Raw genomic sequence first — 24,429 nt, forward strand, 5'->3', positions numbered from 1 at the left:
ATGAAACCCTTTTGATGGGATGCTATGAAGATGGGTTCGACAGTTGCTGTTGAATCCATTTTACATTTTCAGGGCTCAGCAAATGCTCGATATTCTTCCAGATCACATGAAAACCATAGCCACCTTGTTTCATTTCTTTTACCGCATCTTCAATTGACCAGTGTTCAAAAATAATGCGATACATGGCAATGGTCGCACCTGTACGGTCTGAACCATGATAGCAATGGATTAAAACTTTTTGATTGTTCTGTTTGGCAGTTTGAATGGCACGCATCGCTTGTAATAAGTCTTCGCGATTGATCGCCCAGGTATAAATCGGGATATGGACCAGATTAAATGGCTGGTCTTTAAGCACCTTGGCATCGTCATTGCGTGCACGAAGGTTGATCACCGTATCAATATTGTACTGTTTTAAGCTTGGAATTAACTGATTGCTCGGCTGTTCACTACGAAACACATCACTGCTGATCTGATAAAAATTATGGGTGTGTGAGATCAGTGTTCCCCAATTTTCAGGGCGTTGTTCATCATCCAGACCTGGATGTTTGATACAGCCACCGATACTGAGGCAGGAAGTGACTGTAAGCGCGATGAGTGCTTTTTTCATAAGATAGCTTGATAGCGACTGAATTCAACGGGATCGTGTGCACAAATTAACTCAATCTTGGGTTCATGTTGAGCCAGATATTGTAAGCGTTTCAGGTTATGCAAACGCTGCTGGTTATCTTCAGCCAATAAACGTTCGGTAAGATCGAGCGCTCTGAGTTTATGTTTAGGATTGAGTTCCAGATGAGAAAAGTAGGCATCACCACAGAATAGAATCCAGCCGTCCTGTTTTTTTATTGCAATGCCAGTGTGTCCAAGTGTATGTCCGAGCAACGGCACCATTAAAATTTCATCCTGAAACAACGGGAGGCCTTTTACGCGCTGGAGATTAAACCATTCTTCACCATCGTTATGTTCTGCAAAGCTCCAATGTCGATGCTGTTTAAACTGCGCGGTTTTATAACGTAGTTTGCCTTTGCCAGATAAAGTCTGGGTTGCATTAAATTCAGTGGCCAGCACATGCACGGTTGCATGGGGAAAATCAGAGATGCCGCCTGCATGGTCAAAATCCAGATGGCTCACAAAAATATGTTTTACCTCATTGGGACTAAAACCGAGTTGCTGAATCTGTTGAATGGCACTGAGTTTCAAGTTTGGCACGATAGAACCAAATTGTGTCAGTAAACTGCCAAGGCGCTGTTCGGTATGTAAATAGTCTTGCAGGCCTAAACCGGTATCAATCAATACCAATCCCCGATCAGTTTCAATCAACAGGCAATGACAGACCAGATGGGCTTTCCAGCCTTTTTGTCCAAATAAAGGCGCGCAGACAGGGCAGAAGCTGCCACAATGCAGGTGATGAATGTTATAGATCATGATGATTTTTATTGTGTTCCGGATCGAATTATTTTTATAACGTATCGATTCAGAAATACCAAAACAAATTTGAATCAGACCGAAAAAAGCCTATCGCTGAGATAGGCTTGATATTTTGTCTTGTATTGCGATCTTGCGAAGCTTTAGTCGCTTCTCAGGAATGAGCGTTGCTGGTCTTTATGGCTACGCACTTCGTTTGTCTTGCGCTTCGCTTGAAGCCTTTAATCGGCTTCAATCTTGCTCAGGCTGGGGCGTGAGTCTTAAATACGGTTTGACGGCTTTATAGCCTTTCGGGAAGCGTTGTTTGATTTCTTCCTCATCCTTTAATGACGGCACAATCACCACATCTTCGCCTTGTTGCCAGTTTGCGGGTGTCGCGACTTTATGGTTGTCGGTAAGTTGCAGTGAGTCGATCACGCGCAATACTTCATTAAAATTACGGCCTGTTGATGCCGGATAGGTAATGATCAAACGCACTTTTTTATTCGGATCAATAATGACCAATGAGCGAACGGTTAAGGTTTCACTGGCATTGGGATGAATAAATCCATAAAGTTCAGACACTTTTCGGTCTTTATCCGCAATGATGGGGAAATTCACCGTGGTATTCTGGGTTTCGTTAATATCCTGAATCCAGCCTTTATGCGATTCAACATCGTCAACCGAAAGGGCAATCGCTTTAACACCACGCTTGTCAAATTCATCTTTCAGTTTGGCGGTATAACCCAGTTCGGTGGTGCAGACTGGCGTATAATCTGCTGGATGGGAAAATAGAATACCCCAGCTATCGCCTAAAAAGTCATAAAAATCAATGTTACCTTCACTAGATTCTTGCTGGAAATTTGGCGCGGTATCGCCTAAACGTAATGTCATGATGAGTCCTCTATACTTTTTTCTATGTCGTTTCTCTATTCAATATGCAGCATTCACTTTATAAATAAAATTATTGTTTTTGTATTTTGTTATGAACTTTTGAGATATCTCTTAGGGATCTTGTTAAAAAATGATCGGAAATTCACATTCAGGTCGATGTAAGTTTAAGGCAAATTTGCTACATTAACGCATCTTTACTGGTGTGATGTCAGAATCGCCTCGCAGATTTTTTTACCTGTTTGGATGCAAAGCACTTGTAGTTCTTATTTCTGACTCCATAATAACAGCTAAGAAAAAATTAACCGACCTAAGGTTTGTTGTTATTGACGAACCTTATAACAAACAGGATTAGAGAGTTTATTCATGTTGGCAAGTCTGATCGGAGGTATCTTCGGTACAAAAAATGAGCGCGAGCTCAAACGCATGCGTAAAATTGTTGAACAAATTAATGCGCTTGAACCGACGATATCTGCTCTTAACGATGCAGACCTCTCTGCAAAAACTCCAGAATTCAAACAACGTTTTAGTAATGGCGAAAGTTTAGATAAATTATTGCCAGAAGCGTTTGCTGTCTGCCGTGAAGCGGCAAAACGTGTCATGGGCATGCGTCACTACGATGTGCAGTTAATTGGTGGTATTACCTTGCACGAAGGTAAAATTGCCGAGATGCGTACCGGTGAAGGTAAAACCCTGATGGGTACTTTGGCGTGTTATCTCAATGCATTGAGTGGTCAAGGCGTTCATGTCATTACCGTAAACGATTACTTGGCGCAGCGTGATGCCGAGTTAAACCGTCCTTTATTCGAATTTTTAGGCTTGAGCATTGGTGTGATTTACTCCATGCAGATGCCTGATGAAAAGGCACAAGCCTATACTGCCGATATTACTTACGGGACCAACAACGAATTTGGTTTCGATTATCTGCGCGACAACATGGTGTTCTCGCTACAAGAGAAAAAACAACGTGGCTTAAGCTATGCCATCATCGATGAGGTCGATTCGATCCTGATTGATGAGGCGCGTACACCATTGATCATTTCTGGTCAAAGCGAAGACTCATCTCAGTTATACCAGCTGATCAACAGTATTCCGCCAACATTACGTCCACAGAAAGAAGAAAAAGTGGCAGATGGTGGACATTTCTGGGTAGATGAAAAGCAGCGTTCAGTGGAAATGACTGAAATCGGTTATGAAACGGTTGAACAGAAACTGATTGAAATGGGGCTGTTGGCAGAAGGTGAAAGCCTGTATTCAGCAACCAACCTGAATCTGGTTCACCATGTGACTGCTGCAATCCGTGCGCACTATTTGTACCAGAAGAATGTACATTACATTATCGGTATCAATCCGCAGACGCAAAAAGAAGAAGTGATTATTGTCGATGAGAGCACGGGTCGTACCATGCCGGGTCGTCGTTGGTCAGAAGGTTTGCATCAAGCGGTTGAAGCCAAAGAAAACATGGAAATTCAGCCGGAAAACCAGACACTGGCAACCACAACTTTCCAGAACTATTTCCGTCTGTATAAAAAGCTGTCAGGTATGACCGGTACTGCCGATACTGAAGCTTCGGAAATGAAAGAAATTTATGGTCTGGATGTGGTGATTATTCCAACCCACCGTCCAATGGTCCGTGTCGATCATAACGATTTAATCTATTTAAACCGTAATGGTAAATATACCGCGATTATTGAAGAAATTACCAAGATTCGTCAGCAGGGCGTTGCACCGATCCTGATCGGTACCGCGACGATTGAAGCCAGTGAAATTTTATCTGCCAAGTTATTACAGGCTGGTATTCATCATGAAGTCCTGAATGCGAAACAGCATGAGCGTGAAGCAGATATTATTGCGCAAGCAGGTAGTCCGAATGCGGTGACGATCGCAACCAACATGGCGGGCCGTGGTACCGATATTTTGCTGGGTGGTAACTGGAAAGCCAAGCTTGCCAAAATTGAAAATGCGACCGCTGAAGATGAAGCGCGTTTACAGGCCCAATGGGAAAAAGATCACGAAGACGTGTTAAGTTCTGGCGGTCTGCATATCATTGGTTCTGAGCGTCATGAATCACGTCGTATTGATAACCAGTTGCGTGGTCGTGCTGGTCGTCAGGGCGATCCGGGTGTATCTCGTTTCTATCTGTCGCTTGAAGATGATTTGATGCGTATCTTCGCGGGTGACCGTGTAGTTGCCATGATGCGTGCCATGGGCTTGCAAGAAAGCGAAGCGATTGAGCACAAGATGGTCAGCCGTTCGATTGAAAATGCACAACGTAAAGTTGAGGCACGTAACTTCGATATTCGTAAGAACCTGTTGAAGTACGATGACGTGAACAACGAACAACGTAAGATCATCTATTCGCAACGTGATGAAGTTCTGGCAGAAAGTACGCTACAAGACTATATCGAAGAAATGCATCACGAAGTGGTGAAAGGCCTAATTGCCAACTTTATTCCACCAGAGTCGATTCATGACCAGTGGGATATTGAAGGTCTGGAAGGGGCGTTACAGTCTGACTTGGGAATTGAGTTACCGGTACAGCAATGGTTAGACCAAGATCGCCGTTTAGACGAGGAAGGCCTGATTGAGCGTATTGCAGATGAAGTGATTACCCGTTATCGCCAACGTCGTGAGCAAATGGGAGATGAATCCGCAGCTATGCTGGAACGTCATTTCATGTTGAACTCGCTGGATCGTCATTGGAAAGATCATTTGGCGGCGATGGATTACTTGCGTCAAGGGATTCATTTACGTGGTTATGCACAAAAGAACCCTGAACAAGAATACAAGAAAGAAGCCTTCAACTTGTTCGTGAATATGCTGGGAATTATCAAGTCTGATGTGGTGACTGATTTATCTCGTGTTCATGTACCGACAGCTGAAGAATTGGCGGAGCTTGAAGCGCAGCAACAACGTCAGGCTGAATCAATGCGTCTTTCATTTGAACATGATGATGTCGATGGCTTAACCGGTGAAGTTACGGTTTCTGAGGAAACTGAAGGCTTTACCGACAATGCACCATTCCCGGTACCGGAAAGCCGTAATGCGCCGTGCCCATGTGGTTCAGGCTTAAAATACAAGCAATGTCACGGTAAAATCTAAATCCTGATTTTAGATTGAACGATGCTAAAAAAGCAGAGCCTGAGTCTCTGCTTTTTTTACGATAAATAACTTGAGTCAATGAGCGCTTTGTAGTTTCATTATTGAACTTACAGATCTTGATTGAATTCGCATTAAAAGCGGGAAGACAATGAAAAAACCATTACAACTTTTAATTTTGGCAAGTGCTGCAGTGTCAGGTTTTGCATTTGCAGCTGAAGCTCCACAAACCACGACTGTTGATAAAGTATTGGCAGCAAAAGGTACTAACACGGCAGAAGCGCAAGTCAAGCGTGAAGTGACGACTGTGGTTAGCCCGCGTACCGGTATTCGCTATACCTTAGGCGAAACAGGTAACCGTCCAATCGTATTGCAAACTGCAGCAATTGCACCAGCGAACTCTGCCAACATCAATCGTATCGTGGCATCAAACCCGGCATTATCTGCAAAAAGCCAAGAGAAAGCGAAGATTGCTTTAATTGGTGAAACTGCAGTTCAGGCGGCGAATGCGGCTGCTGCACAAACTGCGGGCACCCAAACAGCTCAGGCGATTCAATAAGCAGTCGCTGCGGAATAAAAAAAGAGATGCAATCGCATCTCTTTTTTTATGGCTAAACCAACAGCTTTATAGAAAACTTGGCAGCAGGATCAGGCCAATAATAATCGCAAATAACAACCACTTTGAAGCATAGTACAGTGGACGATTACGTTCTTTTAAACCACGACCGTAATGATGTACCGCATAGCCATATTTGAAAATACGGTTGATGAAACCGGTCTTGTCTTGGTCATCATTGGGTGAGCTTGCAGCTGACATGACATTACGGCCAAACCAGTGGTTGAACTTTTGTGCCCAGCCCCATTTCATTGGTCGTTCAATATCACAGAACAGGATAATGCGCGTTTCATCGGTCTTATTCTCAGCCCAGTGCACGAAGGTCTCGTCAAATACAGTGGCTTCACCATCTCTCCAGCTATAACGCTCCTGATCAACCTCAATAAAGCAGTCATCGCTATTCGGAGTCACCAAGCCAAGATGATAGCGTACCGAACCGGCATAAGGATCACGGTGCTTACCCAGATAACTTCCAGAAGGAAGCTCTGTGAACATCGCCGCTTTCACTGAGGGAATGCTTTCCAGTAGTGCTACGGTTTTGGGACAGAGTTGTTGTGCTGACGGATGACTATCTTGATACCATTTCAGATAAAAGCGTTTCCAGCCACGTTTAAAGAAGGTGTTAAAGCCCGCATCATTATTTTTTTCAGAAGCTTTAATCTGGTTCTGTAGCTGAATGGCTTCCTCGCGAATCACCTGCCAGTTATCTTGCAGTGGTTTGAGTTCAGGGAACTGCGCCACATCAAAGAAAGGTTGGTTCGGCAATTTGGAAAAGCCCGTCATAAACATGTTGATCGGCGCTAAAAATGTCGAATGGTCAAATAATTGTCGAGATGCTTTTAAGCGCTCTTTACCACGTAAATAGGTATATAAGAAGCTGATTAAAAATACGGCAACGATAATCACTGCGTACATAACACAATCGTCTAAGAAAAAATAAAGGCGGTTATTTTAGCACAAAAAATATTTGGAAGAATGCAGTTGCAAAAGCAACTTTATAAGATAAAAGATCATAAATTGAATGGTATTTCAGATGATCTGGATCAGTTATTTACAGATCATCTGAAATTCAGTGCTTAAATCTGATTATTTACATCATCATGTTTGGTTTCACGAATCAGTAAAAAGGCGATTAAAGACAGGATCGACGCACAGCTGAGATATAGGCCCACTGCACCCAGTCCATAACTTTCAGCCAGTTTGGTCGCAATATAAGGAGCAAAAGAGGCACCGAAAATACCTGCCAGATTAAAGGTTAATGCAGAGCCGGTATAACGGACCGAGATGGGAAAAATCTCTGACAGTACGGTACCAATTGGTCCATAGGTTAAACCCATAATCGCAAGACCGATACACAGGAACAAGAACACCAGCAGTGGATTACCTGAGCCTAATAACGGTGCAAAGCAAAGTCCGAACAAGGCAGAAAGTACACAGACTGCAATCGAAGTGTTTTTACGGCCAAACTTCTCTGCAAAAATCGCAGAGAGGGGAATAAAGGCAGCAAAACATAAGGTTGCGAACAGTTGTAACACCAGAAACTCACCGCGCGCATAACCGAGTTTGGTGGTGCCCCAGTTCAAGGCAAAAACCGTGGTGAGATAAAACACCACAAAGGTACAGATGGCGGCGATAGTACCCAGGATTAACATGGGCAAATGTTTGGTCATGACTTCCTTGAAAGGTACATTGACTTCTTTTTGCTTATTCAAGACTTTCTGGAAGGCCGGTGTTTCATGCAGCTTTAAACGGATGTACAAGCCAACCAAGACCAAGATTGCACTGGCAATAAATGGAATACGCCAGCCCCAGGTCATGAACGCCTGTTCTGTCATAAAGGCATTCAGCAGTAAAAATGAACCTGTAGCAAGGATAAAACCGATCGGTGCACCGAGTTGCGGGAACATGCCATACCAGGCACGTTTGCCTTCTGGTGCATTCTCCGTAGCGAGCAATACGGCACCGCTCCATTCACCACCCAGACCTAAACCTTGTCCTAGACGGCATAAGGCGAGCAGGAGCGGGGCTGCAAGACCAATCTGCGCATAAGTCGGTAACAGACCGATACACACTGTTGAAATTCCCATGGTCAGCAAGGCAGCCACCAAGGTTGCTTTACGGCCGATCCGGTCACCGAGATGCCCAAACAGTGCTGCACCGATCGGGCGTGCAATAAAGGCGATGGCAAAGGTTGCCAGTGATTTTAGAACGGCAGCACCATCGCTACTTTCTGGAAAAAATAAATGTGGAAAAATGAGTACAGCGGCTGTGGCGTAGATATAAAAGTCAAAAAACTCAATCGTGGTACCGACAAGGCTGGCAAATAATACCCGTACTTTTGAATTGCTGGCCACTTCCGGGGTGGCAGTCGTAGTGCTTGACGACATACAAGACCTTCATGTTATTCGTTCAAGAAACAGAAGACTGTCTTGAAAAATTCCTTTTGAATGTGCAGTTTTACTTAGAAAAACTGAATGCTATATAAGGACTTATAATACATAACAGTAGATTGCTAAAAAGTGTAATCCTGCCCCTAATAGCACAAAAACATGCCAAATTGCGTGGGTATATCTTACCTTTTTTAACGCATAAAACAATGTGCCGATGGTATAAGCCAATCCGCCTGCAATTAAGAGTTGTATCGCATCTTTGCTTAGATAACGCTGCATATCATCCATCACCAGAATGGCGAGCCAGCCCATCAACAGATAGGCTGCCAGAGAAATCTTCTGGAAGCGGTGAATAAAGACCAGCTTAAACAGGGTGCCGATCAGCGCTATGATCCATAGGGCAATCAGCAGGTAGTGAGCTTTGGAGGTGGGAATCGCAATACTCAAAAACGGGGTATAGGTACCTGCAATCAGATAATAAATTGCAGTATGATCCAGCTTTTTATACCAGTAGCGTTTACGTTCATCCACTGCAAAGTGATAAAGCATGGAACTGCTGAGTAGCAGTACCAGACTAAAGCCATAGACCCATAAACTCATCCACTGGCCTAAGGGCAGAGCATGGCCCTTAACGATTAGAAAAATGGAAGCAATCAAAGCAAGGACAGCGCCAAGTCCATGACTATAGGCATTGATCAGTTCTTCTTTGGGGTCATAATCCAGCAATGTTTTTGAGTTCATCAAGCGATCAGGTGCATAAAAATACAACTGTATCGTAATGCAATTTCCCTTTTAAAGTAAGACGCTTTAAAATTTAGTTTCTATTTGTCAGGTTTTCATTATGTTTGCGCCGAATTTTTCTTTTGAACAAGAACAGCAGTTTTTCTTGGATATCCAGCAATCTATTGAAAATAAAAGCTTTGATCGGCTCATTCTGAGTCAGTACAAAGGGGAGCTGGCACATTTAGAGAAAATCACTTTCCGTAGGATTGAACTGCAAGGACAGGCAATTTTGTCCTGTTTGTATCACCATACGACACAAGACATCACCAAAAACTATTCGATAAGTGAAGGTCTGGAAAAGATTGCTGAATTATTGGCACAATCTAAACAGGCCAATTTATTTACCTTGAATCAAGATATTCAGCTCAAGAAAAATAAAAAGAAAGCCATGTTGACCCACCAGAAAAAACAGGCAGCAACGGACAAGCTTGAACAACAGCAGCATAATCGTGAAAAGCAGCGTTATGTGCAACAGCAAAGCCTGTTCTTAAAACATCTTGGCATTACCGATGAAAAAGGGCAGATCGTGCCTAGCATGGCACGGAAATGGAAACAGATTAATAAATTTATTGAGATCTTTTCCAATGCCTATGAACAGATCGATGCTGCACAGCAGGAATTAAATATTGTCGATTTTGGTTCAGGTAAAGGTTATTTAACGTTTGCCCTATATGATTATTTGCAAGCACAGCAAAAGACGCCTTTAATCACTGGGGTGGAGCTGCGTTCCAATCTGGTGGAGTTCTGCCAGCATGTGGCTGATCAGGTCGGTTTTAATCATCTGGACTTTTTTGAAGGTGATGTTCGGAGCTATCAACCAGAAAAACTGGATGTGATGATTGCATTACATGCCTGTGATATTGCAACGGATTTTGCCATTCATACCGGGATTCGTCTCAATGCATCCATGATCATGTGCGCGCCGTGCTGTCATAAAGAGCTACGACCACAATTACAAAGTCCAGAGGTGTTACAGCCGATGCTTCAGTTCGGCATTCATGCCGGACAGCAGGCAGAAATGTTGACAGATAGCTTACGTGCCTTGTTGCTGAAAGCCTATGGTTATGAAACCAAGGTATTTGAGTTTGTATCTTTGGAACATACCAGCAAAAATAAAATGATTCTGGCGACCAAGCGCAAAGATATACAACAACCTGATGCTAAAATTATGCAGCAGATTCAAGCCTTAAAAGCGATGTATGGGATTGAGAAGCAAAGTCTGGAACTGTTATTGCAAGATCAGATGCCAGTCGAGAATATTGGCTGTAAGTGTTAATTAAAACAGAGAAAACGATGTATCAAGTCAAACAGGGCATTTGGGATCAATTACAGCAAGATGCGAAATTGATCCGGACATTGGTTTTTATTCAGGAACAAGGTATTGAGGAAGCAGATGAGTGGGATGAGCAAGATGCGATCTCACAACACTTTGTCCTTTATGATCAGGATCAGCCGATTGCGACAGCACGATTATTACAAAATAATAGTGTGGGGCGAGTTGCAGTACTGAAGGCTTATCGGGGGCAAGGTCTTGGCCAAATGATCATGCAAGAGATTCTGGCTTATGCACGACAGCAGCAGCGTGAATTTCTGCATCTATCCTCACAAGTGCATGCGATTTCATTTTATGAGCAGCTTGGATTTGCAGTACAAGGCAAGGCATATGATGAATGTGGTATTCCTCATATTGAAATGATCATGCCAATCACAGCAAAGAACTAAGCTGTCATTGGCATTCATTGATCTGATTACTGCTTAGATTGCTCCGCTACTTCGGAACTGGCCGGAGCAGCCTCTTCCTGAGCATGCGCTTTCTGTTGCTGTGCCTTGCGTTGCGCGCCAGGCATATAATCAGGTTCTTGGGTCATCGCTAAATAGAAAAAACTTAAAAAAATGGTACTGAGTACCCCAACAATGATGACAAATTTCCATCCCAATACGGTTTCATTTGAATGTTTTTGTGGGGATGGCTGCTTATTCATAATCAATTCCCAAATAAATAAAAAAATAAAAGCAGATTTTGCGCCTTTTTCGCTGCTGTTGCCAAGTCTAAAATAGCAATGTGAATTCTATTGAGTTAACGGGACAGTCTAAAAGGAAAATATTCGGGAGATATGAAGGATGGATCAACATGACCACGCTGATCCTGTCTTAGTATGAGATTTAAAGTTTGTTCCAGTCTTCGATGGCCTGTAAGCCAACATCTAAACCTACATCATAGCTATAACGGATTTTGGCCTTATTCTTGGTGAGTCGGCCTGCCATATTTTTCAGATCGGGTGGGCAGACTTCCAGAATTTTTTGTCCTGATGGGGTGCGCACAAACTGAACCGAATCATTATAACGTTGTGTTCTGGACAATAGGCTTTGTGCAAAGCCTTGATTTTGCTTGAATAGGTATTTTGCAAGGAACTGATCGCCTTTGCTGCCCGCTTTATAATAATTCTGGGGACGGGTTCGTACGACCATCAATTTGGAAACATCATGCTGTTGTGCTGCCCAAAGTACCGGCAAGGCGTCTGCTACACCGCCATCGAAATAAGGCTCTCCAAACACCTCAACGGCTTGGCGTGTCAGTACCGGAATGGAGCTAGAGGCTCTTAGACCATCCAGAATATTGTCTTTTGAAGCTTTAATATAGGTGGCCTCGCCGGTAATGGCGTGGGTGAGGACAATATAAAATTCAGGATGACTGGCAAATAAATGTGCCTGATTCAGTGGGTGTTCGCTTTCTACGACATCCCACATCCATTTTAAATCGAGCAGGTCACCGCCTTTGAAAAAACGGCCATAATGAATAAATTCTTTTCGAAGCGAATGATCTAAGTAGATCTGTAGGGTACGGCCTTGTTGTGCAGCCAGATAGTTGGCGACATTGGTTGAACCAGAAGAAACACCAACACAGAGATCGAAGGGATTAAATTGTTGCTGTAAAAATGCATCTAGGACACCGCTGGTGAATGCACCGCGCATTCCACCACCTTCAACAACCAGTGCCTGACGATTTTGTTGAAGCATTGAATATCTCGAATAATATGATAAATCCATGTTTTACACGGATTTATCATATTCCACAATAACACTTTAGTGATTGTGCTGGTGGTTTTCCATGCTAGTTTCAGACATCATGGATGATTGTGACATTTCAGACTGAGGCGCCACTTTATTTTTGTTCATCGGCATATAATCTGGTTCATTATTCATGGCTAAATAGAAAACCACCATAAAAATAAAGCTTAGAATACAGGTGATAATTAATGCTTTCCAACCCCACGGTGAGGTTTCTGGACAGAGTTTCTCAGACATAAGATAGTTCCAAAGGACAAAAAAATTAAAGCAAAACTGTTGGTGGTTATAGCATAAATCGTGATGTAATGCTCGAAAGTTTTACTGGCATGCCATTGAAAAAAGAAAAAAGCCCGTACAGACAACGAGTTCCATAAGGGCTGATCTGCAACGCAGAGAGCATAAAATTATTGAATGATTTCTTTTCTCTGCGCGAGGTCTTTTAAGCGTTGTGGTGGTGCAAAACGTTCACCATATTGGTCTGCCAGTTGTTGAGCACGCTGCAAGGATTGCTCAATCCCGTTTTGATTCAGGAATTGAATCGCTCCACCTGTCCACGGTGCAAAACCGATTCCAAAAATTGAACCGACATTGGCATCAATGACAGACTCTAAAACACCTTCTTCATAGCAACGTAAAGTATCCAGCGCCTGTACAAACAGGAAGCGGTCAATCATGTCCTGTTCCGAAATGCTGTTATCTTTCTGCCAACGGCTGAGTCCATCCCATAAATGCTTTTTGCCATTTTCAGGATAGTCGTAGAAACCGGCACCTGCTGCCTTACCTTTACGATTCAACTCGTGAATCATGGTATGCACCACGTCATCGACAGGGGTTTTCGGTAAATCTTTACCTTCAGCCTGTAAGGCTTTACGGGTTTCGCTAGCAACGTGTTCAGTCAAGCTTAAAGAGACTTCATCCTGAATCGCCAGTGGGCCAACCGGCATACCAGCTTTCAATGCTGCCATTTCAATTTTGGCTGGATGTACACCTTCTGCAAGTAAACGCATCCCTTCCTGAATAAAGGTTCCGAACACACGGCTGGTGAAGAAGCCACGACTGTCATTGACGACGATCGGCGTCTTGGCAATTTGCTGCACAAAGTCATAGGCTTTCGCCAAGGTATCCGCAGAAGTCTCTTTGCCTTTAATAATTTCAACCAGTTGCATCTTATCTACTGGACTAAAGAAGTGTAGGCCAATGAACTTCTGAGCATCTTTACTTGCTGTCGCCAAACCTGTGATTGGCAGGGTCGAGGTATTTGATGCAAAGATGCCCCCTTCAGCCAAATATTGTTCAGCTTCCTGAGTCACTTTGGCTTTTAATTCCTGATTCTCAAATACCGCTTCAATGATCAGATCACAGCCTTGCAGATCTGCTGCATCAGCGGTTGCCGTAATCAGCGCTAAAACCTGATCACGTTTTTCTGCGGTCATACGACCTTGAGAAACACGTTTGTCGAGAAGCTTTTGAGAGTAGGCTTTACCTTTCTCTGCATTTTCAACCGAGACATCTTTCAGGATCACAGGGATGCCTTTGATTGCCGTCGAGTAGGCAATGCCTGCACCCATCATCCCAGCACCCAATACACCGACTTTAGTGGCTTGCCATTTTGCAACATCCGCAGGACGACTCGCACCTGATTTGATTGCATTCAGACCATGCCAGAAGGTACCGATCATATTTTTGGAAACTTGGCCCACAGTAAGCTGGGTAAAGTAACGCGATTCGATACGTAAAGCGGTATCGACGTCGACTTGTGCACCTTCAACAGCTGCCGCCATGATCGCTTCAGGCGCAGGGTAGCAACCTTTGGTTTTATCACGTAGCATCGCAGGCGCAATGGCAAGTACTTGTGCTACAGCAGGGGTTTTCGGATCGCCACCCGGAATTTTGTAACCTTTAACATCAAAAGGTTGCTGTGACTTTGGATTGGCTTTGACCCAGGCAATCGCCTTATCTAACAGCTCTTGCTCATTCTCGGCGGTGTCATGTACCAAACCGAGTGATTTTGCTTTATCGACACCAAATTGCTTGCCTTCCATGAGGAACGGAAATGCATTTTGCAGGCCAAGTAAACGTACCATACGCACGATACCACCACCACCTGGCAGCAAGCCTAAAGTGACTTCAGGCAAACCAAATTTGGTTTTTGGATCATTGATGGCAATACGGTAATGACAGCCTAGAGCAATTTCCCAACCGCCACCGAGCGCCGTACCATTTAAGGCAGCAACAACAGGTACACCTAAAGTTTCAATCGCACGTAAGTCACCCTTGAGCTCTTCAATCATCTTGAAAAATTCAGTGGCATGTTCAGGCTGAACCTGAATCAGTTCATCCAGGTCTCCACCGGCAAAAAAGGTTTTCTTGGCAGAACGGAAAATAATGCCTTTCAGATCAGTTTCTATTTTGAGCTTTTGACTGACGTCTTGAAGTGACTCTCGGAATTCTGTATTCATGGTGTTGGCAGATTGACCCGATGAGTCAAGGGTAAGAATTACAATATTGTCAGCGTTTTTTTCGTATTTAATAGCGCTCATGTTGTGCTCCTTACACCAACTCAATAATGGTGGCGATCCCCATTCCACCACCGACACACAATGTGGCCAAACCACGTTTTTTACCTTGACGCTCTAATTCATCCAGCAAGGTGCCTAAAATCATGGCACCCGTTGCACCGAGTGGATGACCCATCGCAATTGCACCGCCATTCACATTGACTTTCTCGGCTGGAACCTTGAGCTCATTGATAAAACGCATCACTACGGCAGCAAAGGCTTCGTTCACTTCAAACAGGTCAATATCATCAATCGTTAAGCCTGCTTTGGCCAAGGCTTTACGCGCAGCAGGCGCAGGACCTGTCAGCATAATGGTTGGATCGGTACCGACCAATGCTGTTGCCAATACTTTGGCACGTGGTTTTAAGCCTTGTTCTTTCACTGCTTTTTCAGAAGCCAGTAACACTACTGCAGCTCCATCGACGATGCCTGAGGAGTTACCTGCATGATGCACATGGTTAATTTTCTGTGCTTCTGGGTACTTCTGTAAGGCAACGGCATCAAAGCCCATTTGTCCCATCATTTCAAAGCTGGCATTCAGTTTTGCCAAACCTTCAACGGTGGTATTGCCTTTAATAAATTCATCTTTTTCCAAGATCAGTACACCTGAATGATCTTTGACAGGCACCACTGATTTATCGAAATATCCCTTTGCTTGAGCTGCAGCTGCTTTTTGTTGTGAACCGACTGCAAACGCATCGACATCTTCACGACTATAACCATCTAAAGTGGCAATTAAATCTGCCCCAACACCTTGTGGTACAAAAGACGACTTTAAGTTGGTTTCAGGATCAAGTGCCCAAGGACCGCCATCAGAACCCATTGGAATACGAGACATCGATTCCACACCACCTGCAACGACTACATCTTCCCAACCAGAACGGACTTTTTGTGCGGCCAAGTTGACAGCTTCTAAACCAGATGCACAGAAACGGTTAATTTGCACGCCAGCAACATCATCATTCCAGCCCGCTGCAATCGCTGCGGTTTTAGCAATATCACCGCCTTGGTCTGCAATAGGCGTGACACAGCCTAAAACGATATCATCTACTTTTGACGTGTCGAGTTGATGGCGTTGTTGTAATTCATTCAGTAATGATGTGAGTAAAGTAATCGGTTTGACTTCATGCAGTGAGCCATCTTTTTTTCCTTTTCCGCGTGGCGTGCGAATGGCATCAATAATGTAGGCCTCGCTCATAGGTTTTCCTTGTATCACCTTAAAATTGTTGTTTATCGAGTGTACTCAATTTAAAGGTCAGTGCAATGATGATAAACGTTGGCAAGTTTGATGTTTTTCGCCAATTTGACGACTTGATTGAAAAATAGATTCATCAGTACACTAACCGACCATAAATAAAATATATTGATTAAATGAAATTCATTAATATTATTGGTACCACAGGTTCTGGCAAATCTACACTAGCCCGACAATTGGCCGAAAAAACAAAATTACAAAACATCGAACTTGATAATTTACTCTGGCTGGATGATTGGCAAGAATCGCCAAATGATGCTTTATTTCTGAAGCTAAAAATCGCGATGGAAAATGCTGAGACTGGGTGGGTCATTGACGGGCTTTATACCCCTACTATTCCAATGATTATGGAAAAGGTAGATACCGTTATCTGGCTTGATTATGCCTTTCACATCAATTTATATCGTTTGAGTAAGCGTACATTCGGGCGTGTGATTAGCAGGAAAAAGTTATGGGAAAACTCGAATAATCGGGAAAGTTTAAAATTGATGCTATCTAAAGAATCTATTTTTATCTGGCTCATCAAATCGTATCCTAAAAATCGAAAGAAATATCTCGACTTAATGCAAAATCCAGCTTATCAGCTTATCAGCATATCCAGTTTATTCATCTGACTTCGCTAAAACAGGCCGCAATATTTTTAAAGCAGATAAAGCCGACACCATGACAGCCATTAAAACCAAAGCACTCTGTATTTTTCGATATCAAGATAAGGTTTTATTGTCACAAGGCTATGACCCAAGTAAAGATGAAATCTATTTTAGGCCAATCGGTGGTGGTATTGAGTTTGGGGAAACATCTACACAGGCAATTGCACGAGAAGTTTTAGAAGAAATTCAACAGCAGATTTGCAAAACCAAATTATTAGGTGTGTTGGAGAATTTATTCACTTTCGATGGACAGCAAGGTCATGAAATTGTTTTCGTATATGAGGCTGAATTTATAGACTCACATATCTATAAGCAACATCACATACAGGGTTGCGAAACCAATGGACATACCTATATCGCACAGTGGTTGAGTCGAGAACAAATCGCACTCAATCAATATCCAGTTTATCCAAAAGGCATTGAACAATGGTTATTCAATGTGTAGTTTAACTCAAGCTTGAGTTTATGGACTCATTCGATAAATCTAAATGAAAGAATTGGTTGTAGGGTGATTCGTTATATTCTGCGAAAGCAGCACCTTCAACAAAACCAAACTTCTTATAAAGTTTGATTGCGGCATCAAAGTGAACGTCTTTTCCTGTTTCTAAGCTCACTCTTTGATAGTGACGTTGCTGAGCGAGTTTTAATAAAAATTCAAGTAGTTGTGCTGCGACGCCTTGACGTAAATGATCAGGATGCGTCCGCATAGACTTGATTTCTGCATGGCCGGGTGTCAGCTCTTGGATTGCGCCACAGCCCAGTAATTGATCATCATTCCATAAGGTATAAAAACTAATTGAATCTTTTTGCAAGCTACTGAGGTCTAATGCAAAACTATGTTCAAGTGGGGTGTTTTGATGCAGGCCATGCAAATGGATATGAATGAGATTTTGGACTTGTGAGTGAGAGAAGTCAGCTTTTTTTATGATCATTGTTGTTCAAGCTTATCGTAAAATTAAGCTTATTTTTTACCATAGTTTTAAACGAGCGTTCAACAATCTCTAGTTGAACACTCGAATGAAAAATTAGTTGTGATGGCCGTGCAATTGACGATATAAACCAGGGGTGACACCTGTCCATTTCTTAAAGGCACGGTGGAAGGTACTGGTTTCACTAAAGCCCACTTGTTGCGCTACATCTTCCAGTGTCAGATTTGGCGTCAACAATAAATGAATCGCTGCATCACGACGCAAGGCATCTTTAACCCCTTGGTAGCTCTTACCTTCGGCAGCCAAACGGCGACGCAACGTTTGCGGTGACAAGTACAACATTGCAGCAACATCATTAAGCGTTGGCATTTCTTCGCCAATCTGGCTCTTTAATACATCACGAATACGTGAAGTAAGTGAGTTGGTGTTTTTGAATTTTACTAACAGTTGTGCAGGTGCAGCTTTCAAGAATTCTTCTAAAGTCTTTTCATCCTGACGGATTGGGAGATCAAGATAATCCGCAGCAAAAGTAATTTCGGTACGTGGCGCATCAAACTGCATGACCGGAGCGAAGAACAATGCATCATATTCATCGGCATGGCTTGGACGTTCATAACCAAAATGAACACGTTCTAAAGGAAGACGGCGTTCGATTAACCATGAAGCCAGACCGTGCCAGATCATTAGCATGCTTTCAGTAATAAAATGATCCGGATCTAAAGCTTTAGGGATATGCGGAACCAAACGGGCTTCATGCTTGTCACGTTCCAGGCTCACCGCCCACTCGTCGCCAAACAACTTATAAAATTGTGATGAAAGTTCCAGTGCCTGTCCAAGCGTCTTGGAATGAATAATCAATTGACACATGATGGCAAAAGTACCAAGACGGCGTGGTTGTACATCAAAACCGACATGTTCGTCTTGAGTAACCATCCATAACATCTTGATAAAACGGGTGTACTGCTCTGGAGAGATTCGAGCTTTCGGTTGGCGCAGTAACTCTGCTTCTATACCGACATGTGAAAGTAACGTTTCAACGTCCATGCCTAGGCGTTTAACACCTGTTAAAGCCGCATTCACGAAGTGGATGCTGATCGTATCACGGCTCATATTGAATCCTTCAGTTTCTTTACTATTCACGATAATTGACCTAAATAACCGTCTAAAATAAAAAGGGCTTGTTGGTTGATCAGATATAGCTGCGACAATAGACATTTTTTAGATGATACAAGGCATGGCTTGTGAAGTTTAGTACTTCTAAATGAGCATGACATAACGCAGTAGCATCAAAAAATGCCTTTGTCCCGTAGGGTTGTGGCAAAAATTTCCTCATCCATCGTTATGAAACTCGGAAATGAATTATCATTCCTGTCGTTTCATGTCTCGTCTGATAAAATTTTTGCTAACAACGCAACATATATATGATCAATTAACAAGCCCTATGGCAATTGACAAGAAAAATAATTGCGCCTTGTATACATGTTAAATTGCCGAAACTATCAAGGTAAATGGCTGAACATGACATTGTTTTTGTGTTTATCCACACCTAGTATAAAAGAAAATTTGAACAAATTGAGTAAAAATTATCATGCCATCTGCTCTAAAGGGATTGAAAGTCCTCGATTTTTCTACTTTATTACCAGGACCATTTGCCAGTATGTACCTTGCCGACATGGGTGCAGAAGTTATCCATATTGAATCTCCAACACGTCCCGATCTGATAAGGATTATGCCACCCTATGCGAATGGTCAGGCCACTGCACATAGTTATCTCAATCGAAACAAGCAGTCAATCGCACTCGATCTAAAAGATGCCGCCAATATTGAACTGATCAAAGCTAAAATTTCAGAGTTTGATATTGTGCTGGAGCAGTTCCGTCCCGATGTGATGCGCCGTTTAGGCTTGGACTATGAGACCCTGGCTGAGATTAATCCAAGATTGATCTATTGCTCAATTACCGGCTATGGTCAGACAGGCGCCTATAAAGATCGGGCCGGTCATGACATTAACTATTTAGCCTTGGCGGGTGTTTCTGGGCATAGTGGACGTCAGGATAGTGGGCCACCGCCTTTAGGAATTCAGATTGCCGATGTCGCAGGCGGTTCTTTGCATGCCGTGATTGGCATTCTTGCCGCCGTAGTTGAGCGTCAACGCAGTGGCTTGGGACAGTATATTGATATTTCCATGACCGATTGTGTCGCGAGTCTGAATAGTATGGCCGCATCCGCCAGTCTGGCCGGGCAGACTGCACAGGCGCCTGAAGCTGGCATGCTTAATGGTGCGAGTTTCTACGACTATTATGAAACTAAAGATGGGCGTTATTTCTCGGTTGGAAGTTTAGAGCCTCAGTTTATGGCGGGTTTGGCTGCTGCTTTAGACTTACCCGTACTGTTAGCCAAAGGTGCCTCTTTTGATCCTGAAGACCGTCAAATGGTCAAACAGGCTCTACAGGACAAGTTTAAAACCCGGAATTTCTCAGAATGGCAACATCTGTTCCAGAGTCTGGATATTTGTGTGGAACCGGTACTCAGTCTGGATGAAGCATTGGCCTCGCCAATGGCCCAACAACGCGGCTGGGTGGTGGATGTGCCTTTATCTGGAAATACTTCACAAACTGAGCCACAGTTGGCCTGTCCGATCAAGTTTTCCCGTTCTCAAATGAAGTATGCCTTTATCGGGCAGGGACTGGGCGAGGGTAAGTGGTAGAAAATATGTGCGACTAATCACTGATTGTTAAAATATTGTACAGTTTGTTAACATTTTGAATAAGTTGTAATTTAAAAATAAGAGTAACCTTTTATACACAATAACATAAAAGGTTACGTAAACATGACAATCTCTAAGTCTTTGATTGTTTCTTGTTTATCCGTTCTATCATTGAGTCTTTTTGCACATCAAACTCAAGCCGCTTCTGCAGCCTTTGACCCAAATGGTCAATGGCTGTTTGGTGATTGGAACGGTCAACGCACGGCGTTGCAAGAACAGGGTTACAAATTTTCTGCTGATTACACGGGTGAATTTGCAGGGGTTTTAGATTCTAAACAGCACTCAAGCCATGGCAGTGAATTCACTGGACAACTGGCTTTGGGTACCAACTTCGACCTGAATAAAATTTTAGGTTGGCAAGATACTGAGGCACAGATCACAGTCACTTACCGTGATGGTCAGTCTTTGTCACAAACTGCAGAGGGTTTACAAGGCCACCAGAGTTCTGTACAGGAAGTCTGGGGTCGTGGTCAAACTTGGCGCCTGACGGATCTCTGGATCAAAAAGAAATTTTTAGATCAGGCCTTGGATATTAAAGTCGGTCGTTTTGGTGAAGGTGAAGATTTCAACAGCTTTGCCTGTGACTTCCAGAACCTGGCTTTATGTGGTTCGCAGGTCGGTAACTGGGTCGGCGATCAATGGTACAACTGGCCAGTTAGCCAGTGGGCATTACGTGTCAAATACAACTTGCAGCCTGACCTGTATGCACAAATCGGGGCGTACGAATACAACCCTGAAAACTTGCAGCGTGGTAAAGGTTTCAATTTAAGTACGGATGGTTCACGTGGTGCGATTATCCCGGCTGAAGTGGTGTGGACACCAAAACTCGGTGCATTGTCTTTACCTGGCGAATACCGTTTTGGCTACTACTACAGTACTGCTGATGCCGCAGAAATTGAAAATCCTACCAAGACTGGACACAAACAAGGTGGCTGGTTCACCGTAAAACAACAGTTAACCCGTCATGATGGTCAGTCGGATCGTGGTTTAACTGGTTTCGTCAATGTCACGGTACATGATTCCAAAACCAATGCAGTTAAAGACATGCAAAATGTCGGTCTGATCTATAAAGGTTTACTGGACCAGCGTCCGCAAGACGAACTGGCTTTGGGTGTCGCACGTATCCATGCCAATGATGAAAATAACAGTTTGCTGGATGAAGAGTACAACACCGAGTTGTATTACGGCATTCATGCCACCAACTGGCTCACCATCCGTCCAAATATTCAATATGTACACCATGTGGGCGCATTGAAAGATGGCGATAAAACCTGGGTGGGCGGCATCAAGTTCCAAACCATTTTCTAATTTCGGTACTCGAGCAATTTTGCAGATGGCGTTCATAAAACGGACTGTATCTGCAAAATACTTGTTGTGATTTGAACTCGACCATCCAGTCGATCATGTCTGCGCTGGATGGATCTACAAATACAAAAGATGCAAGGTGATCTTATGAATCAATCTGCTTCAAAATCTGGGCTTAGAACCTTGACGGTGATCATTATCGCCCTCATTGCGTTGTTCTTGCTCATCGGCGGTATCTGGCTTGCTGCAATCGGCGGGTCTTTTTATTATGTAGTTGCAGGTGTGCTGTTGCTGATTGTGGCAGTACAACTTTATAAACGCGCTTCAGGCCCGTTATGGGTTTATGCTGCCCTTATGCTCGGAAGTGTGATCTGGGGTATCTGGGAAGTGGGTACAGACTTCTGGGCACTGGCACCACGTCTTGATATTCTGGGTATTCTCGGTCTCTGGTTACTCATTCCTGCAGTGACACGTGGTATTGATAATCTGGCATCAAGCAAGGTGGCATTATCATCAACCTTAGCAATTGCGATTGTGGTGATGGTGTACTCAATCTTCAATGATCCTCAGGAAATCAATGGCGTCATCCAGACACCACAACCTGCGCAAGCGAAAGCGGTTGACGGGATTGCACCTGAAGACTGGCCTGCATATGGTCGTAGTCAGGGGGGCGAGCGCTATTCTCCATTGACCCAGATCAATGATAAAAACGTCAAAGACCTGAAGGTAGCGTGGACCTTACGTACCGGTGATTTCAGAACTGAAAATGACTCAGGTGAAACCACCAATCAGGTCACGCCAATCAAGATTGGCAATAACATGTTTATCTGTACGCCACATCAGCATCTGATCTCGATTGACCCGGCAACAGGTAAGGAAAAATGGCGTTTTGATCCTAAACTCAAAACCGATAAAACCTTCCAGCATTTAACCTGTCGTGGTGTGATGTACTACGATGCTGCCAATACCACTGAATTTGCAACCAGTTTACAGACGAAGAAGTCGGCCTCTACCGAGTGTCCACGTAAAGTCTTCGTTCCGGTTAACGATGGTCGTTTAGTCGCAGTGAATGCAGATACCGGTAAGGCATGTTCTGACTTTGGTCAAAATGGTGAAGTGAACTTGCAAGAGTTCATGCCATATGCATATCCAGGTGGTTATAACCCGACATCGCCAGGTGTAGTATCTGGTACCACTGTCGTGATTGCAGGTTCAGTAACGGATAACTATTCGAGCAAAGAACCTTCTGGTGTGATTCGTGGTTATGACGTCAATACCGGTAAGCTGTTATGGGTATTTGATACGGGTGCTGCTGATCCAAATGCAATGCCTGGTCAAGACACGACTTTTGTGCATAACTCACCAAATGCGTGGGCACCGTTGGCCTACGATCCTAAACTGGACATTGTTTATGTACCGACAGGTGTAGGTACGCCAGATATCTGGGGCGGTGACCGTACCGAACTGAAAGAGCGTTATGCCAACTCAATGCTGGCGATTAATGCCACCACAGGTAAACTGGTTTGGCATTTCCAGACCACACATCATGACTTGTGGGATATGGATGTTCCATCACAACCTTCATTGGCGGATATTCAGGATAAATCGGGGCAAACTGTGCCAGCGATTTATGTCTTGACCAAAACAGGCAATGCCTTTGTTTTAGATCGCCGAAATGGTCAGCCAATTGTACCGATCACTGAAAAACCGGTACCACAAACCGTGAAGTGGGGACCACAGACCAAAGGTGAGTTCTATTCAAAAACCCAACCTTTCTCTGACCTTAACTTAGCACCGAAAGACAAGTTAACCGATAAGGACATGTGGGGTGCCACCATGTTTGACCAGTTAATGTGTCGTGTGAAATTTAAACGTCTCAATTATGACGGTATCTATACGCCACCTTCTGAAAACGGAACATTAGTTTTCCCTGGTAACCTCGGTGTATTCGAGTGGGGCGGTATGTCTGTGAATGCAGACCGTCAGGTCGCCGTCATGAATCCGATTGGCCTGCCATTTGTCAGCCGTTTGGTTCCTGCGGATCCAAACCGTCCTCAAACCGCGAAAGGAGCGGGTACAGAACAAGGCATGCAACCGATGTATGGTACGCCATATGGGGTTGAAATCAGTCCGTTCTTGTCACCATTCGGTTTACCGTGTAAACAACCGGGCTGGGGCTATGTGGCGGGTGTGGATTTGAAAACCCATGATGTCGTCTGGAAAAAACGTATCGGGACCATCCGTGACAGCTTGCCAAATCTATTCCAGTTGCCAGCAGTGAAAATTGGGGTACCGGGTCTAGGTGGTTCAATCTCGACTGCCGGTAACGTGATGTTTGTGGGTGCAACCCAAGATAACTACATCCGTGCCTTCAATGTTTCAAATGGTGACAAGTTATGGGAAGCACGTTTACCAGCCGGTGGACAGGCAACACCAATGACTTATGAAGCCAATGGTAAACAGTATGTGGTGATTATGGCCGGTGGACATGGTTCATTTGGTACCAAAATGGGTGATTATTTAGTTGCTTATGCTTTGCCAGATAAGAACTAATTTCATTTAGAAATCATCTTAAAAAGCCCGGATTCGTCTGGGCTTTTTCTTTTTATGGCAATTAGATAGGCTTATCAATAAAACCGTTATTAAATATGCAAAAAAAGCATTTTGTTGATGAATGAAAGCTCGCTATGCTAGTCGCCTTTATAATGAATGACTA

At 43.6% G+C, this 24,429-nt stretch carries 21 protein-coding genes and 1 pseudogene; 9 read left to right on the top strand and 13 right to left on the bottom strand.

The features are described 5' to 3' along the window. Positions 1-22 precede the first annotated feature (22 nt). From JO943_RS11805 to JO943_RS11815, 3 genes are all read right to left on the bottom strand, one after another. The gene (locus tag JO943_RS11805; RefSeq protein ID WP_202740872.1) at positions 23-607 is read right to left on the bottom strand and encodes a dual specificity protein phosphatase family protein; all 585 of its coding nucleotides are present in this window, start codon (positions 605-607) and stop codon (positions 23-25) included. Further along, complete coding sequence (locus tag JO943_RS11810) at positions 604-1,422, bottom strand: MBL fold metallo-hydrolase (protein ID WP_202740873.1); 819 nt, start codon at positions 1,420-1,422, stop codon at positions 604-606. The genes JO943_RS11805 and JO943_RS11810 overlap by 4 nt, the downstream gene beginning before the upstream one ends. A gap of 231 nt (positions 1,423-1,653) precedes the next feature. Continuing rightward, positions 1,654-2,295, bottom strand: a complete 642-nt coding sequence (locus JO943_RS11815) for a peroxiredoxin (RefSeq protein WP_202740874.1) — start codon at positions 2,293-2,295, stop codon at positions 1,654-1,656. A gap of 363 nt (positions 2,296-2,658) precedes the next feature. Here JO943_RS11815 and secA point away from each other — a divergent pair, with 363 nt between their 5' ends. Continuing rightward, positions 2,659-5,394 carry a preprotein translocase subunit SecA gene (gene secA / locus JO943_RS11820; RefSeq protein ID WP_005226903.1) on the top strand — a complete coding sequence of 912 codons (2,736 nt, stop codon included), beginning with the start codon at positions 2,659-2,661 and terminating at the stop codon, positions 5,392-5,394. Between the two features lie 148 nt (positions 5,395-5,542). Continuing rightward, the gene (locus JO943_RS11825) at positions 5,543-5,950 is read left to right on the top strand and encodes a hypothetical protein (protein WP_005288925.1); all 408 of its coding nucleotides are present in this window, start codon (positions 5,543-5,545) and stop codon (positions 5,948-5,950) included. 66 nt (positions 5,951-6,016) lie between these two features. Here JO943_RS11825 and lpxO read toward each other — a convergent pair whose 3' ends face one another. The 3 genes from lpxO to trhA all read right to left on the bottom strand — a co-directional run bounded on the left by lpxO (position 6,017) and on the right by trhA (position 9,138). After that, on the bottom strand, positions 6,017-6,922 hold the full coding sequence (gene lpxO / locus JO943_RS11830; RefSeq protein ID WP_005226913.1) for a lipid A hydroxylase LpxO: 906 nt from the start codon (positions 6,920-6,922) through the stop codon (positions 6,017-6,019). A 161-nt stretch (positions 6,923-7,083) separates the two neighbouring features. Beyond that, positions 7,084-8,394: an MFS transporter gene (locus JO943_RS11835; RefSeq protein ID WP_005226915.1), complete on the bottom strand. Its 1,311-nt coding sequence runs from the start codon at positions 8,392-8,394 to the stop codon at positions 7,084-7,086. Positions 8,395-8,496: 102 nt separating this feature from the next. Continuing rightward, complete coding sequence (gene trhA, locus JO943_RS11840) at positions 8,497-9,138, bottom strand: PAQR family membrane homeostasis protein TrhA (RefSeq protein ID WP_202740875.1); 642 nt, start codon at positions 9,136-9,138, stop codon at positions 8,497-8,499. A 100-nt stretch (positions 9,139-9,238) separates the two neighbouring features. On the opposite strand from trhA, the gene JO943_RS11845 reads away from it, so the two are divergent. After that, complete coding sequence (locus JO943_RS11845) at positions 9,239-10,456, top strand: class I SAM-dependent methyltransferase (protein WP_202740876.1); 1,218 nt, start codon at positions 9,239-9,241, stop codon at positions 10,454-10,456. A 17-nt stretch (positions 10,457-10,473) separates the two neighbouring features. After that, positions 10,474-10,902 (top strand): GNAT family N-acetyltransferase, encoded by a 429-nt coding sequence (locus JO943_RS11850; RefSeq protein ID WP_202740877.1) that lies wholly within the window; start codon positions 10,474-10,476, stop codon positions 10,900-10,902. Positions 10,903-10,928: 26 nt separating this feature from the next. Here JO943_RS11850 and JO943_RS11855 read toward each other — a convergent pair whose 3' ends face one another. From JO943_RS11855 to JO943_RS11875, 5 genes are all read right to left on the bottom strand, one after another. After that, a complete protein-coding gene (locus tag JO943_RS11855; protein WP_202740878.1) occupies positions 10,929-11,162 on the bottom strand; it encodes a hypothetical protein in 234 nt (77 codons plus the stop codon). A gap of 181 nt (positions 11,163-11,343) precedes the next feature. Beyond that, positions 11,344-12,198, bottom strand: a complete 855-nt coding sequence (locus tag JO943_RS11860) for a patatin family protein (RefSeq protein ID WP_202740879.1) — start codon at positions 12,196-12,198, stop codon at positions 11,344-11,346. 66 nt (positions 12,199-12,264) lie between these two features. After that, entirely contained in the window at positions 12,265-12,486 is a 222-nt protein-coding gene (locus JO943_RS11865) for a hypothetical protein (RefSeq protein ID WP_005226923.1), read from the bottom strand. Positions 12,487-12,653: 167 nt separating this feature from the next. After that, positions 12,654-14,789, bottom strand: a complete 2,136-nt coding sequence (locus tag JO943_RS11870; RefSeq protein ID WP_202740880.1) for a 3-hydroxyacyl-CoA dehydrogenase NAD-binding domain-containing protein — start codon at positions 14,787-14,789, stop codon at positions 12,654-12,656. A 10-nt stretch (positions 14,790-14,799) separates the two neighbouring features. Beyond that, a complete protein-coding gene (locus JO943_RS11875; protein WP_032870030.1) occupies positions 14,800-16,005 on the bottom strand; it encodes an acetyl-CoA C-acetyltransferase in 1,206 nt (401 codons plus the stop codon). Between the two features lie 173 nt (positions 16,006-16,178). On the opposite strand from JO943_RS11875, the pseudogene JO943_RS11880 reads away from it, so the two are divergent. After that, positions 16,179-16,729: pseudogene (locus JO943_RS11880) on the top strand (AAA family ATPase). Further along, entirely contained in the window at positions 16,726-17,157 is a 432-nt protein-coding gene (locus JO943_RS11885; RefSeq protein WP_202740881.1) for an NUDIX hydrolase, read from the top strand. The pseudogene JO943_RS11880 and the gene JO943_RS11885 overlap by 4 nt, the downstream one beginning before the upstream one ends. Before the next feature lies 1 nt (position 17,158). Here JO943_RS11885 and JO943_RS11890 read toward each other — a convergent pair whose 3' ends face one another. Both JO943_RS11890 and JO943_RS11895 read right to left on the bottom strand, forming a co-directional pair. Next, on the bottom strand, positions 17,159-17,644 hold the full coding sequence (locus JO943_RS11890) for a GNAT family N-acetyltransferase (protein ID WP_202740882.1): 486 nt from the start codon (positions 17,642-17,644) through the stop codon (positions 17,159-17,161). Between the two features lie 93 nt (positions 17,645-17,737). Beyond that, the gene (locus JO943_RS11895) at positions 17,738-18,751 is read right to left on the bottom strand and encodes an AraC family transcriptional regulator (RefSeq protein ID WP_202740964.1); all 1,014 of its coding nucleotides are present in this window, start codon (positions 18,749-18,751) and stop codon (positions 17,738-17,740) included. 478 nt (positions 18,752-19,229) lie between these two features. Between JO943_RS11895 and JO943_RS11900 the strand changes: the two genes are divergently transcribed. The 3 genes from JO943_RS11900 to JO943_RS11910 all read left to right on the top strand — a co-directional run bounded on the left by JO943_RS11900 (position 19,230) and on the right by JO943_RS11910 (position 24,266). Then, on the top strand, positions 19,230-20,348 hold the full coding sequence (locus JO943_RS11900) for a CaiB/BaiF CoA transferase family protein (RefSeq protein ID WP_202740883.1): 1,119 nt from the start codon (positions 19,230-19,232) through the stop codon (positions 20,346-20,348). 144 nt (positions 20,349-20,492) lie between these two features. Then, a complete protein-coding gene (locus tag JO943_RS11905) occupies positions 20,493-21,716 on the top strand; it encodes a carbohydrate porin (protein ID WP_202740965.1) in 1,224 nt (407 codons plus the stop codon). A 144-nt stretch (positions 21,717-21,860) separates the two neighbouring features. Further along, positions 21,861-24,266 carry a glucose/quinate/shikimate family membrane-bound PQQ-dependent dehydrogenase gene (locus JO943_RS11910; protein ID WP_202740884.1) on the top strand — a complete coding sequence of 802 codons (2,406 nt, stop codon included), beginning with the start codon at positions 21,861-21,863 and terminating at the stop codon, positions 24,264-24,266. The last annotated feature ends 163 nt before the right edge of the window (positions 24,267-24,429 follow it).

The organism is Acinetobacter sp. 'aerobic (ED)' (assembly GCF_904886855.1).
Lineage (GTDB): Bacteria > Pseudomonadota > Gammaproteobacteria > Pseudomonadales > Moraxellaceae > Acinetobacter > Acinetobacter courvalinii.

What these genes read in the sequence shown, in the direction of transcription:
- JO943_RS11805 (WP_202740872.1), bottom strand. Translation starts at nt 607, where the DNA reads ATGAAAAAAGCACTCATCGCGCTTACAGTCACTTCCTGCCTCAGTATC.
- JO943_RS11810 (WP_202740873.1), bottom strand. Translation starts at nt 1,422, where the DNA reads ATGATCTATAACATTCATCACCTGCATTGTGGCAGCTTCTGCCCTGTC.
- JO943_RS11815 (WP_202740874.1), bottom strand. Translation starts at nt 2,295, where the DNA reads ATGACATTACGTTTAGGCGATACCGCGCCAAATTTCCAGCAAGAATCT.
- secA (WP_005226903.1), top strand. Translation starts at nt 2,659, where the DNA reads ATGTTGGCAAGTCTGATCGGAGGTATCTTCGGTACAAAAAATGAGCGC.
- JO943_RS11825 (WP_005288925.1), top strand. Translation starts at nt 5,543, where the DNA reads ATGAAAAAACCATTACAACTTTTAATTTTGGCAAGTGCTGCAGTGTCA.
- lpxO (WP_005226913.1), bottom strand. Translation starts at nt 6,922, where the DNA reads ATGTACGCAGTGATTATCGTTGCCGTATTTTTAATCAGCTTCTTATAT.
- JO943_RS11835 (WP_005226915.1), bottom strand. Translation starts at nt 8,394, where the DNA reads ATGTCGTCAAGCACTACGACTGCCACCCCGGAAGTGGCCAGCAATTCA.
- trhA (WP_202740875.1), bottom strand. Translation starts at nt 9,138, where the DNA reads ATGAACTCAAAAACATTGCTGGATTATGACCCCAAAGAAGAACTGATC.
- JO943_RS11845 (WP_202740876.1), top strand. Translation starts at nt 9,239, where the DNA reads ATGTTTGCGCCGAATTTTTCTTTTGAACAAGAACAGCAGTTTTTCTTG.
- JO943_RS11850 (WP_202740877.1), top strand. Translation starts at nt 10,474, where the DNA reads ATGTATCAAGTCAAACAGGGCATTTGGGATCAATTACAGCAAGATGCG.
- JO943_RS11855 (WP_202740878.1), bottom strand. Translation starts at nt 11,162, where the DNA reads ATGAATAAGCAGCCATCCCCACAAAAACATTCAAATGAAACCGTATTG.
- JO943_RS11860 (WP_202740879.1), bottom strand. Translation starts at nt 12,198, where the DNA reads ATGCTTCAACAAAATCGTCAGGCACTGGTTGTTGAAGGTGGTGGAATG.
- JO943_RS11865 (WP_005226923.1), bottom strand. Translation starts at nt 12,486, where the DNA reads ATGTCTGAGAAACTCTGTCCAGAAACCTCACCGTGGGGTTGGAAAGCA.
- JO943_RS11870 (WP_202740880.1), bottom strand. Translation starts at nt 14,789, where the DNA reads ATGAGCGCTATTAAATACGAAAAAAACGCTGACAATATTGTAATTCTT.
- JO943_RS11875 (WP_032870030.1), bottom strand. Translation starts at nt 16,005, where the DNA reads ATGAGCGAGGCCTACATTATTGATGCCATTCGCACGCCACGCGGAAAA.
- JO943_RS11885 (WP_202740881.1), top strand. Translation starts at nt 16,726, where the DNA reads ATGACAGCCATTAAAACCAAAGCACTCTGTATTTTTCGATATCAAGAT.
- JO943_RS11890 (WP_202740882.1), bottom strand. Translation starts at nt 17,644, where the DNA reads ATGATCATAAAAAAAGCTGACTTCTCTCACTCACAAGTCCAAAATCTC.
- JO943_RS11895 (WP_202740964.1), bottom strand. Translation starts at nt 18,751, where the DNA reads ATGAGCCGTGATACGATCAGCATCCACTTCGTGAATGCGGCTTTAACA.
- JO943_RS11900 (WP_202740883.1), top strand. Translation starts at nt 19,230, where the DNA reads ATGCCATCTGCTCTAAAGGGATTGAAAGTCCTCGATTTTTCTACTTTA.
- JO943_RS11910 (WP_202740884.1), top strand. Translation starts at nt 21,861, where the DNA reads ATGAATCAATCTGCTTCAAAATCTGGGCTTAGAACCTTGACGGTGATC.